This is a genomic window from Nonomuraea sp. NPDC003707, from assembly GCF_053587055.1.
Map to the genome: position 1 here is coordinate 1 of NZ_JBSFNK010000014.1, position 11,374 is coordinate 11,374.

Genomic DNA, 11,374 nt, shown 5'->3' on the forward strand with positions numbered 1-11,374 from the left:
ACCGTTCCGGTCTTTCGCTCGGAGGCGTTCATTTCGTTGTGTCTTTATTCTTTCAGCCGTTCAAGTCCCTGTCAAATTGACCCGACTTGCTCGACCTGCTGGAATTAAGACCCGCCCCGTTTCCGGGACAACCCCTCTAACTTACCAGCCCTCAGAACCAGACGCGCACGTCTCGCACCGAAGTGGAAGGGAGGTTGCCCCCGAGTGAGATCGACGATCAAGCGCCGCCCTCTCGGGACTGGTGAACTCTATGTACGCCTCCGGGAACCGTCAAATCGACGGTACGCACGCCTACCAGGGGTACGTACCGGGCGTGCGAGAGCAAGCGGCGCCAAGGGCGCTCATCATCCTGGTGGGCATAGCGGCCGCCGTCATCGTCCTCTACGGAATCCGAGAGGTCGCGTCGATAGCCGGCCCCATCGTGCTGGCGCTGGTGCTCGTCATCGCCGTCTCCCCCGTGCGGCGCAGGCTCGCCGCCTGGCACGCGCCCACCTGGCTCCAGGTCGCGGTGCCGTTCCTCATCGTCGTGCTCGTGCTTCTCGGCATGGTCGGCATCCTGGTCATCTCGGCCACCCAGCTCGCCTCGCTGCTGCCCTCGTACACCGCCCAGTTCCAGCAACTGCTCTCCGACGCCCAGCACTGGGCCACCACGCACGGCGTCAGCAACGACGTGCTCAACAAAGGGCTGGCGGCGTTCGACCCCGGCAAGATCGTGGAATTCGCGCAGGCTCTGCTGGGCAGTGTGATCGCCATTCTGTCGTCGATGTTTCTCATTGTCGTGTTGTTGCTGGCGATGTGTCTCGACGCTCCGGTGACGGCGAGAATACTCACCTCCGGCACGGGCAACGGGGCGCGGCTCGTTCCCGCGCTGGCCACGTTCGCGCACAAAACTCGGCGCTACCTGATCGTCTCGACCGTCTTCGGGATCATTTACGCGGTGCTCGACGTGATCGCCCTGACGCTGCTGGACGTACCGCTCCCGCTGCTCTGGGGTGTGCTGGCGCTCATCGCCAACTACATCCCCAACATCGGCTTCATCATCGGCCTGCTGCCCCCCGCCATGCTCGCGCTGCTGGACGGCGGCGTGCAGAAAATGTTGCTCGTCGTCGCCGCGTACACCGTGACCAATGTCGTCACGCAGTCGTTCATTCTCCCCAAGTTCCTGGGGGACGCCGTGGGGCTGTCGACGACGATGACATTTCTTTCGCTGATCGTGTGGACTTTCGTGTTGGGCCCGCTGGGCGCCATTCTCGCCATTCCACTCAGCCTGCTGGCGCGGGCGCTGTTCATCGACAGCGACCCGACCGCCGGATGGGCGCAGGCGCTGGTGTCGGGCAAGCTACCCCGCGGGTGAGACCAGGTGGCGCATGGACACCCCGCTCAGCCGCTTGACGTCGTGTGACAGGTGCGCCTGGTCGGCGTAGCCCGCCGTGACCGCCACCTCCGCCAGGGGGACGCCGGCGCGGGCCAGGGCCAGCGCGCGCTGGAACCGGACGATGCGCTGGAGGATCTTGGGCGCGTAGCCGAACGTGACCAGGCTGCGGCGGTGCAGCTGGCGCTCGCTGAACCCCAGGTCCCACGCAACCTCGCCGACCGAGCGGCCCATCCTGAGCGCGCCGGCGATGGCGGCGCCCGCGGGATCGGCGGGGACCTCGCGGGCCAGGCGGCCCCTGACCGCCGCGAGCATCGCGTCGAGCCGCCCGGGAGGCGCGGCGTCCACGACGCGCAGGGACGGGAGTTCGGAGAGCCGGACGGGCTGATCGCGGAGGGACAGCCGGAGGTCGGGCATCTGGACGCGCTGACCGTGCAGGGAGGAAAGCTCGGACACCCCGACGGCCTGATCATGCGGGGGCGGGAGGTCGGGCACCCGGACGCGCTGGTCACGCAGGGACGGGAGCTCGGACACCTTGACGCGCTGGTCGCGCAGCTCCTGGAGCGGGACGCCGAAGAAGTCGCCCACCGCCCCCGGCCTGAAGCGGATGCCGACGAAGGTGTCGCCGGAGGCCATCGGGGTCGGCATGGGCCCGGTGTCCGGACCGGCCACGAACAGCCCCTCAGGCCCCCAGATCAGGTCGACGCAGGCGTCGGGCACCACGAGCTGCGTGGCGTCGGCCTCGCTGACCTGATGCCACACGCAGGCGAGACGGCCCGCGAGGTCGGCGGTCGGAGGCCGTTCCACATACATGCCTCCAACGTACTCCGCCTCACTGACAGAACCCCGGCAGCCTCCCGTACGCCCGCAGCGTCCTGAGCCGGTGCACGGTGAGGTAGCCGCCCCACTCGTGCTCCACCAGCGGCGTCCACATCAGCCAGTTCCCGCTCCAGCCCCCGTCGTCGGACTGCGCGCGGAGCAGGGCGTCGAGGTGGGCGTCCAGGACGTCCTCCGTGAACATCGGGAGCCGCAGCGGCGACGGCGCGAAATCCAGGGGGAAGTGAGCGTCACCGGGCGCGTCGGGATCGAACGAGACGTTCGCGAGCAGCGCGTCACGCAGCCGCGCGAACTCCGCCTCCGCACGAGGGCGGTCCGGCACCAGGTCCAGGAACGTCACGACGGCGCGGGCCTCGTACGGGCTGATCTCGGTGAGGGCGGCGATCCGCGACCAGCAGAAGTCGGTGGCGGCGGCGAGCCAGGGATGCGTGCTGCCGTGCTTGTGCAGCAGCCCCGCGATCGACGCGGTGGGGACGAGGTTCCCCGGCGGGTCGTCGGGGGTCTCCCACCACGGCGCGCGGGGCGTGTCGCGGACGGACGGCAGCACGAACGGCACGCCGCCGTCCGGCGTGCCGACCCCGGCCAGGTAGTCGCACGCGGCGGCCACCATCGGCGAGTCGAACGCGTCCAGCTCGTCGAGGATCCAGAACGCCACCTCGACCGGCTCCGGCTGGCTGCCCGCGCCGCGCAGGTCGGGCTCGAGCGCGTGGCCGAAGCCGCCGTCGGTGTTCTGGTAGCAGCGCAGCACGTCGAGCACCCGTTCGCGGGGCCCGTCCCGGAACAGCGCCGCGAACCGCAACCTGTCGAGCAGGCGGCCGTGGAGCTGCAGATATGTCTCAGCACGGTCGATCACGTCCATGACGGCGAAGCTACTCCTTCCTCTGGGCCGTTCTCTTGTCGAAATCGGACATGCTCATGGAGTGGCCAGCGCCTCCGTCGGCGACATCCGCGCGGCCCGTACGGCCGGGTAGAAGCCAGCGATGCCGCCGATGACCAGCGTGGCGAGGACGCCGCCGAGCATCGCCCAGACCGGGACGATCGCGGGCCAGCTCTGCAGGCTCGCGTACGCCGCCGTGACGCCGATGCCGAGCAGCACGCCGCCCACGCCGCCGATGGCCGACAGCAGCAGCGACTCGGCGAGGAACTGCACCCGGACCTGGCCGCGCGTGGCCCCGAGGGAGCGGCGCAGGCCGATCTCGGCGCGCCGCTCCAGCACCGAGATGACCATCGTGTTGGCCACGCCCACGCCGCCGACCAGCAGGGCGACGCCGCCGAGGCCGAGCAGGAGCGCGTTCAGCGTGGCGTCGGTGGCCTGTTTGGCGGCCAGCACGTCGGACGGCCTCGACACCTCGACCTCGTTGGGCGTCTCCGGGTTCGCGGTGGCGGCCAGGACGTCGCGGACGGCGGCGACGTACTGCTCCTGGGCCCTGGTGTAGATCGTGGTCGCGTACCCGTCGAAGCCGAGGCGCTCCTCCGCGACCGGCCAGCCGACCAGGGCGGCCGTGTCGAGCTCGGGGGCCAGGGGCGCGGGCGCGAGCACACCCACGACGGTGAACCACTGCCCACCCAGCCACACCCGCTGGTCGGGACCGGCCTGGACGACGCCGAGCCGGTCGGCCGCCTTGGCGCCGAGCACGGTGGCCGGGTAGCGGTGGGTGGCCTCGTTCAGCCAGGTGCCGCTGACGACGGTGGCGCCGACGTCCTCGATGAGGTCGAGGCGGGCGGCGGTGACGGAGACGCTGCCGGTCTGGGCCTCGGGGATGTGGTCGTTGCGGTAGACCTTGGCCGGTGTGGTGCCGGTGGCGGTGACCGCGGTGACGGGGTCGATCTGGCCGATCATGCCCTCCGACTCGGCGGGCAGGTGGGACGCCTCGCCGAACAGGGTCTGGCCGGGCGAGACGGTGAGCAGGTTCGTGCCGAGCGCTTCGAGCTGCCGGTTGAGGTCCTCCTGGCTGGAGGCGGAGATGCCGACGACGCCCAGCATGGCCGCGATGCCGATGGCGATGCCGAGCGCCGACAGGAACACCCGCAGCGGCCTGGCCCGCAGGCCCGCCCCGCCGACTCTGATCACGTCGCGCGGCCGCATCCGGGCCGCAACCAGAAGAGTCATACCCGGGCTCCTTCCACGACCAGGCCGTCCAGCATCTCGACCTGACGGGGCAGCGAGGACGCGATGTCGCGGTCGTGGGTGATGACGACCACGGTGGTGCCGCCCGCGTTCAGCTCGCGCAGCAGCTCCATCACGCCCGCTCCCGAGCGGGAGTCGAGATTGCCGGTGGGCTCGTCGGCCAGCAGCAGCCGCGGCTCGCCGACCACGGCGCGGGCGATGGCCACGCGCTGGCGCTCGCCGCCGGACAGCTCGTGCGGGCGGTGGCCGAGCCGGTGCCCGAGGCCGACGCGTTCGAGCGCCTCGTACGCCCGTAGCCGCCGCTCCCGCAGGGACGGACCCGCGTACAGGAGGCCGTCGGCCACGTTGTCCAGCGCGCTGACCCCGGCGGCCAGGTGGAACTGCTGGAAGACGAAGCCGATGACGTTCGCGCGCAGCGCGGACAGCTGCTTGTCGGTGAGCGAGCCCACGTCGTGCCCCGCGATGCGGACCAGGCCGCCGGACGGGCGGTCGAGGGTGCCGATCATGTTGAGCATGGTCGACTTGCCCGAGCCGGACGGGCCGACGATGCCGACGAGCTCGCCGTGCTCGATGCCCAGGGAGACGCCACGGAGCGCCGCCACGTCGCCGTAGTCCTTGCTCACGTCGTGCAGTTCGACGATCACTTGGGCACCGCCACGGTCGTGCCCTCCTGGACGCCGGTGACCTCGACCCGGCCGTCGGCGAACATGCCGGTCTCGACCGCGGCGTAGCGGGTGGCCGGGCCCTCGACGACCTGTACGCCGTAGCCGCCCTCGGCCAGGGCGAACAGCGCGCCGACGGGCACGGCCAGGACGTCTTTCCGCTGGTCGGAGACGATCGTGACGTCCACGGGGGCGGCGTCGTACGACTTCTTCAGCCCGCTCACCGACACCTCGACCTCCACGGTGGTGGTCGTGTCGTTTCCGCTGCCGGTCTCGGTGGCGACCTTGCCCACGCGGGTGATCCTGCCGTTCACCTCGGTGCCGTCGGGCAGCTCGACGGTGGCCTTCATGCCCTTCCTGACCAGGTGCTCGTCGGCAACGTCGAGGTTGACGAGCACCTGGCGGGTGGTGCCGGTGGCGGTCAGCACGGGACCGCCCGCGCTGTCGCCGAGCGCCTTCTTCAGGTCGGCGACCCGGATGGGGCCGTCGGCGACCACGACGTCCCCCGGCTGGATCTTGCCGGTGACGTCGAGCCCGAGGTCGTCCTGCCAGTCCTCGACCGCCTCCCTGGTGGCCCAGGTGAACTCGCCGTCCACGTCGAATCCGGTGTAGCCGAGCTTCTCGAGGTTGCGTTCGAGCAGCTCGACGTCCTTGCCCGCGACCCCGTCCTCCAGCGTGCGGTAGAGGGGCATGGTGCCGTACAGGAGGGGGCGACGGTCGGCGTCCACGCTGTAGACGGCGTGGCCCCGGGTGATCGTGGTGCCCTCACCGGGGAGCCAGGTGATCGTGCCTTGGGACTTGGCGGTGACGGTCAGGGGGTCGCCGTAGCCGAGGGTGCCGTCCACGGTCTTCGTCTCGGTGAGGGTCGTGCGGGTCACCTTGGCGGTGGCCGGGGGTGTACGGGTGGCGGCGGCCGTACCGGTGCCGTCTCCGCCGAAGCCCACGGCGGCGGCAGCGACGGCGGCGGCGAGCAGCGCGGCGCCGCCCGTCCAGGCCAGTGCCCGCAGAGGGCGGCGACGGCGGGGCGGTAAGGCGCGGGCGGCCGTCGAGGGCTCCTTGACCTGCGTCACTTCCGCTCCCCCAGCTTCGGGAACTTCTTGCCACAGATCTCGAATGCCTTCTTGAACGTGGGGTCGTTCCGGTCCAGCTTCAGCGCGGTGCCGCTGGAGAAGGTGCCGTCGGGGTTGGGGTCGGGCCAGTCCACGCCGTTCTCGCGCATGCACCTGGCCAGCTCGCGGAGCTTGTCGACCTGCTCCGGGTCGAGGTTCTTGCGGTCTTTGAAGGGGGCGTAGGCCTGGCAGGCCGCGACGGCGTCCATGACCTTCTTCTTGTCGGCGTTCTCGCCGATCGCCTGGAGGCCGCCGCCCCCGTTCGGGTCCGGGTCTTCCATGGGGATCCCGTGGTCGCGCATGCACTGCGCGAACTTCCTGCCCTGCTCCTGCGGGTCCGTCGTGCCGGTCGGGGCGGGGCTCGCGGAGGGCTTCGCGGAGGAGCCCACGGCCACGGAGGCGACTCCCGTGTCACCCTGTTGGCTGCCGCAGCCGACGGCGAACGCGGCCAGCAACCCGATAAGCAGCGGGGGCGCGATGAGTGTCTTCGTCATGCCTCCGAATGTGCCGAGCGCCGTTCAAAGCGAGCTGGGAGCCGCCTCGGAGCCAGGTAGGAGGACGCGGAACGTCGCGCCCTCGCCCGGCGCGGTGTCCACCTCGACGCGGCCCCCGTGGGCGCTGACGATGGCGGAGACGATGGCCAGGCCGAGCCCGGCGCCGCCGTCGGCCCTGGATCTGCCCCGTCCGACGCGGTAGAGGCGGTCGAACAGGTGCGGCACGTGCTCGGGCGGCACGCCGGGCCCGGTGTCGGACACCTCCAGCACGGCCAGGCCGTCCGATCTGCCGACCTTGACGGTGACGGACGCGTCGGGGGGCGTGTGGCAGAGCGCGTTGCCGACGAGGTTTGCGGCCACCTGGCGCAGGCGGGCGTCGTCGCCCGTGATCGTCACGGGTGCGAGGGGGCCGTCGAGGGCGGCGAGCCTGACCTGCCGGTCCGGCGCGCGTACGCGGGCGTCGCGGATCGTGTCGGCGGCCACCTCCAGCAGGTCCACGGGCCGCCGCTCGATCGGGCGTTCCTCGTCGAGCTGGGCCAGCGTGAGCAGGTCGTTGACCAGCACGCCCATCCTGGCGGCCTCGTCCTCGATCCGGTGCATCGCCTCGCCGGCGTCGCCGCCCCTGCGGTGCAGTTCGGCGAAGCCTCGCACGGAGGTGAGCGGGGTGCGCAGCTCGTGGGAGGCGTCGGCGAGGAAGCGGCGCATGCGGGCCTCGGAGTCGGTCCTGGCGGCGATCTCGGACTGGAGGCGGTCGAGCATGACGTTCATGGCGCGGGCCAGGCGGCCGGGCTCGGTGTGCGGGTCGTCGGCGGGCACCCGGCGGTCGAAGTCCCCGCGGGCGATGTGGCCGGCCGTGGCCTCCATCCTGGTCAGCGGGCGCAGGCCGAGGCGTACCAGGGCGCCGGCGGCCAGGCCGATCAGGAGCAGCACGCACGCGCCCACCGCGACGAAGATGGCGATGGCGGAGGTCTGGGTCTGCTCGACCTCGGCGAGCGACTGGGCGAAGACCAGGGTGCTGCCGTCGGACGCCTTCACGGCGCGCACGCGCCAGGAGGGCCCCGAGGTGCCCGGCGCGGTGTAGTTCTCGCCGGTCCTGCCCTCGTCGACGACGGGGCCGGGTTGGCCGGAGGCGCCGAACCTGTACTGCAGCGTGCCGTCGGAGCCGAACACCATGATCTGCTGGATGGCGGCGACCCGCTTCGTGAGCACCTCGGAGACGACGTCGTTCATCGGGGACGCCGTGAGCGTCCGTATCGACCCGAAGAGCTGGCCGTTCTTGATCGTGGCCATCTTGGTGAGCTGTTCGAGCTGCTTGTCCACCCGGTCCGTCAGGCTGCCGCGCAGCAGTACGACGCCCGCCACGGTGGAGAGCACCAGCCCGAGCGTGGCGACGCCGAGCACGGCCATGACCAGGCGGGTGCGCAGGGTCCAGGCGGCGGGCCTCACCTCGGGCCTCACCGCGGGGTCCTCAGCGTGTAGCCGACGCCGCGCACGGTGTGGATGAGCTGCGGCTCCCATTTGTCGATCTTCTTGCGCAGGTAGTAGACGTACGACTCGACGATGCTGGAGTCGCCGTCGAAGTCGTAGTGCCAGACGCTGTCGAGGATCTGCGCCTTGCTCACCACCCTGCCGGCGTTGGTGAGGAGGTATTCGAGGAGGTTGAACTCGGTGGGCGACAGGTCCACCGGCACTCCGGCCCGGGAGACCTGGTGGGCCGCGGGGTCCAGCTCCAGGTCGGCGTAGCGGAGCACGTCGTTGCGGGGCGTCGAGCGGCTTCGGCGCAGGATGGCGCGGATGCGCAGCACCACCTCCTCCAGGCTGAACGGCTTGGCCACGTAGTCGTCGGCGCCCAGCGTGAGGCCCTGGACGCGGTCCTCGACCCGGTCGCGGGCGGTCAGGAACAGCACGGGGACGCGCTCGCCCAGCCGCCTGGCGACCTCGAACCCGTCGAAGTCCTCCAGCATCACGTCGAGCACCACGATGTCGGGGTCGAACTCCCTGGCGGCCGTCACCGCCTCCGCACCCGTCTCCGCGGTCCTGACCTCGAAAGACACCAGCCGCAACGTCTGGGAGAGCAGGGCGCGGATGTTCGGCTCGTCGTCCACGACGAGCACCCTGGCCGGTCGGTCCATGGGTAAAGGTCTACCCGAACCACCTCAAAGCGGGCTCAAAGCGCTCATCTCCCGCCGAAGATCGGCCCGCGCGGCCGGAACGGCACGTCGCGGTGAGCGGGCCGGGCGCGCCCCACGGGAACACGGGCCGAACCCGGCGCCGGCCGCGCATCACATTTAATTCCGTTGCCCGGACGGCGGACCGCTGCCTACTGTGACCGGCATGACATGCATGTTCTCCTGCCCGGTTTTCATTCGCATCCGCCACGGCCGGGCTCTGGCCCGCTAGCGGACGCGAACACCTGAGGCTGTAGCGTCCGCACGCGCGCCCAGGGCCCTTCGAGACCTGTCAATCTCGAGGACCCGAAAGGGCAAGTGCTGTGGCGCAGAATTTCGCGCACGGAAACTATTCGCATACTCAGCGTAAAGCCAGGAATGGCGGCGGCGGTCGCACGCCCAGAGACCGGGCGAGGCGCACGCTCTCGCAGAATTTCCTGGCCGACCGGCATGCCGTCGATCTGATGGTGAAGGCCGCCGCTCCCGACGGGCTCGTGCTGGAGCCCGGCGCCGGGGAGGGTGTGCTCACCCTGGCGCTCGCCGAGGCGGGCGCGCGAGTCGTCGGCTACGAGATCGACCCGCTGCTCGCCGGGCGGCTGGCCGCCCGTACGCGCAGCGATCCCAGGATCGACGTGGTCAGGGGCGACTTCACGGCCGCGCGGGCGCCGCGCGAGCCGTTCGCGGTCGTGGGCAACATCCCGTACTCGATCACGTCGAAGATCGTGGACTGGTGCCTGCGGGCGCCGGCCCTGACGTCGGCGACGCTGCTCACCCAGCGGGAGTACGCCCGCAAGCGGTCGGGCGACTACGGCCGCTGGAGCCTGGTCACGGTGGAGTCGTGGCCGTGGTTCCACTGGCGGCTCGGCGACACGATCGGCAGGGAGAGCTTCCGCCCCGTCCCGTCCGTCGACTCGGCGATCCTGCGCGTCCAGCGCAGGCCCGAGCCGCTCGTCGCCTCCCGCCGCTCCTACCAGGAGCTGGTCGAGCTGGGCTTCGGCGGCGTCGGCGGCTCGGTGCGCGCCTCGCTGAAGACCCGTTACCAGGGGGTGGACGCCGCGCTGAAGGCGGCGGGCGTCGCCCGCGACACCGTCGTGGCCCACGTCCACCCCGACCAGTGGATCATCCTGTGGGAGGGCCTATGCCGGTGAGCTGACCTTGGCCTGCTTCGACGGGCCGACGAAAGGAGCCAGTCCTGGGGCCGTGGTCGCGACGCGGCGGCCCCAGGGCATGGCCAGCGCCAGGATGGGCAGCAGCACGATCGACGCCCGCGACCAGTCCTGGTGCAGGTACCACCAGCTGTTGACGTCGAACTGCGTCATGTAGAGGTAGCCGTATCCGGACCAGATCGACACGCCCACGATGGCCGGCCAGGCGAACCTGGTGGGCCGGGCGACCAGGAACGGCATGAACCACATCAGGTACTGGGCCCCGAGCCGGGGCGTCACGACCATGAAGACGAGCAGGATGGCCGTCGTCATGTCGATCGGGTCGGCGCGCCGCCAGTAGAGCACGGCCGCGACGACGCACAGGTAGATCAGGTTCGTGCCGAACGAGGCCAGGTCGGGCCGCAGCGCCCAGTCGCCGCCGGTGTACCAGGGGGTCCAGCCCCACTCGCCGACGATGGGGCGGATGTCGCGGATGGTGTTGATGACGGCGGGGATCTGGTTGAGGGACGTGCCCGCGAAGACCGGCAGCGTGACCAGGAAGAACAGCGGCACGATCCCGGTGGTGAACATCGCGGCGACCCGGGAGCGCAGGTTGGGCAGGAGCAGCAGCATGCCGGGGATCAGCCAGATCGGCCAGCTCTTGGCGCACAGCGCCAGGCCCATCAGCACGCCGGCCAGCGCGCCCCGCTTGAGGTCGGCCCTGTCGCCGGGGGCCGGCAGCAGCGCGCGGTGCAGCATGCCGCCGCGGCCGAGCACGCGCGGGATCGAGGAGCGCACGCCGTACGCGGCCACGCCGGCGCGCACCCGGGCGACCACATCCGTCGCGATGCCGGGACGCTCCAGCGCGCCGGGGCCGCGGGCGACCACGAACGCCGCCACGCCGAACACGAGCGCGACCGGCTCGACCTGGCCATGGATGGCGGCGATCATCAGGGCGAGGGGGTTGAGCGCGTACTGGAGCGCCCGCAGCGATGCCTTGGGGCCGCCGGCCAGCTTGGCCACCAGCGGGATGAGCGCGATGTCGGCGACCACGGTGACCAGGCGCCCGGCGTACTCCCACGGGATGCCGAGCCACAGCAGGATCCCGTACACGTACGGGATGGTCGGCAGGAAGTGCCAGCCGCCCTCGCTGGCGAGCACCGGGTCCTGGCCGCGCAGCACGGCCTCGCCCGCGGGCTTGAAGCTCTCCATGAAGTCGACGGGTTGCCACGAATCGATGGCCGACGTGTACATGATGAGCAGGCGTACGGCCACGCCGACGACGATGGCGACGACGAGCGGTGGACGCCAATCCCGCCATTGGGCGACTAGAGCGAGTACGACACCGGCGACGAGGACTATCCCCGTGAGAACTGCGTAATCCATGGCGGCCTCTAGCCTGCCGTAACTCCGGCAGTGGTTTCCACCAGGGCTTCCAATTCTTATCCCCGACATGCCG

At 70.9% G+C, this 11,374-nt stretch carries 11 protein-coding genes; 2 read left to right on the plus strand and 9 right to left on the minus strand.

The genetic code is table 11. The features are described from left to right. Window positions 1-352: 352 nt before the first annotated feature. A complete protein-coding gene (locus ACWDRB_RS32340; protein WP_449900525.1) occupies window positions 353-1,354 on the plus strand; it encodes an AI-2E family transporter in 1,002 nt (333 codons plus the stop codon). Here ACWDRB_RS32340 and ACWDRB_RS32345 read toward each other — a convergent pair. The 8 genes from ACWDRB_RS32345 to ACWDRB_RS32380 are packed head-to-tail and all read right to left on the minus strand — an operon-like array spanning window position 1,340 to window position 8,734. Continuing rightward, window positions 1,340-2,185, minus strand: coding sequence for a DUF6597 domain-containing transcriptional factor (locus ACWDRB_RS32345; RefSeq protein WP_449900093.1), 846 nt, complete (start codon window positions 2,183-2,185; stop codon window positions 1,340-1,342). The genes ACWDRB_RS32340 and ACWDRB_RS32345 overlap by 15 nt on opposite strands. 19 nt (window positions 2,186-2,204) lie before the next feature. Next, window positions 2,205-3,068: a hypothetical protein gene (locus ACWDRB_RS32350; RefSeq protein ID WP_449900096.1), complete on the minus strand. Its 864-nt coding sequence runs from the start codon at window positions 3,066-3,068 to the stop codon at window positions 2,205-2,207. A 54-nt stretch (window positions 3,069-3,122) separates the two neighbouring features. Continuing rightward, window positions 3,123-4,319, minus strand: a complete 1,197-nt coding sequence (locus ACWDRB_RS32355) for an ABC transporter permease (protein ID WP_449900099.1) — start codon at window positions 4,317-4,319, stop codon at window positions 3,123-3,125. Then, complete coding sequence (locus ACWDRB_RS32360) at window positions 4,316-4,978, minus strand: ABC transporter ATP-binding protein (RefSeq protein WP_397375770.1); 663 nt, start codon at window positions 4,976-4,978, stop codon at window positions 4,316-4,318. The genes ACWDRB_RS32355 and ACWDRB_RS32360 overlap by 4 nt, the downstream gene beginning before the upstream one ends. Beyond that, the gene (locus tag ACWDRB_RS32365; protein ID WP_449900102.1) at window positions 4,978-6,069 is read right to left on the minus strand and encodes a peptidoglycan-binding protein; all 1,092 of its coding nucleotides are present in this window, start codon (window positions 6,067-6,069) and stop codon (window positions 4,978-4,980) included. Before ACWDRB_RS32365 ends, ACWDRB_RS32360 begins: the two co-directional genes overlap by 1 nt. After that, window positions 6,066-6,602, minus strand: a complete 537-nt coding sequence (locus tag ACWDRB_RS32370; RefSeq protein ID WP_449900104.1) for a hypothetical protein — start codon at window positions 6,600-6,602, stop codon at window positions 6,066-6,068. Before ACWDRB_RS32370 ends, ACWDRB_RS32365 begins: the two co-directional genes overlap by 4 nt. A gap of 24 nt (window positions 6,603-6,626) precedes the next feature. Further along, window positions 6,627-8,060, minus strand: coding sequence for a sensor histidine kinase (locus ACWDRB_RS32375; RefSeq protein ID WP_449900106.1), 1,434 nt, complete (start codon window positions 8,058-8,060; stop codon window positions 6,627-6,629). Beyond that, complete coding sequence (locus ACWDRB_RS32380; RefSeq protein ID WP_355210078.1) at window positions 8,057-8,734, minus strand: response regulator transcription factor; 678 nt, start codon at window positions 8,732-8,734, stop codon at window positions 8,057-8,059. Before ACWDRB_RS32380 ends, ACWDRB_RS32375 begins: the two co-directional genes overlap by 4 nt. A gap of 359 nt (window positions 8,735-9,093) precedes the next feature. On the opposite strand from ACWDRB_RS32380, the gene erm reads away from it, so the two are divergent. Beyond that, a complete protein-coding gene (erm, locus tag ACWDRB_RS32385; RefSeq protein ID WP_350738871.1) occupies window positions 9,094-9,918 on the plus strand; it encodes an ErmE/ErmH/ErmO/ErmR family 23S rRNA (adenine(2058)-N(6))-methyltransferase in 825 nt (274 codons plus the stop codon). On the opposite strand, the gene ACWDRB_RS32390 is transcribed toward erm, so the two are convergent. Then, complete coding sequence (locus tag ACWDRB_RS32390) at window positions 9,907-11,301, minus strand: hypothetical protein (RefSeq protein ID WP_449900109.1); 1,395 nt, start codon at window positions 11,299-11,301, stop codon at window positions 9,907-9,909. The genes erm and ACWDRB_RS32390 overlap by 12 nt on opposite strands. Between the last annotated feature and the right edge of the window lie 73 nt (window positions 11,302-11,374).

Coding starts and splice junctions, on each gene's coding strand:
- ACWDRB_RS32370 (WP_449900104.1), bottom strand. CDS start 6,602: ATGACGAAGACACTCATCGCGCCCCCGCTGCTTATCGGGTTGCTGGCC.
- ACWDRB_RS32345 (WP_449900093.1), bottom strand. CDS start 2,185: ATGTATGTGGAACGGCCTCCGACCGCCGACCTCGCGGGCCGTCTCGCC.
- ACWDRB_RS32350 (WP_449900096.1), bottom strand. CDS start 3,068: ATGGACGTGATCGACCGTGCTGAGACATATCTGCAGCTCCACGGCCGC.
- ACWDRB_RS32380 (WP_355210078.1), bottom strand. CDS start 8,734: ATGGACCGACCGGCCAGGGTGCTCGTCGTGGACGACGAGCCGAACATC.
- ACWDRB_RS32355 (WP_449900099.1), bottom strand. CDS start 4,319: ATGACTCTTCTGGTTGCGGCCCGGATGCGGCCGCGCGACGTGATCAGA.
- ACWDRB_RS32390 (WP_449900109.1), bottom strand. CDS start 11,301: ATGGATTACGCAGTTCTCACGGGGATAGTCCTCGTCGCCGGTGTCGTA.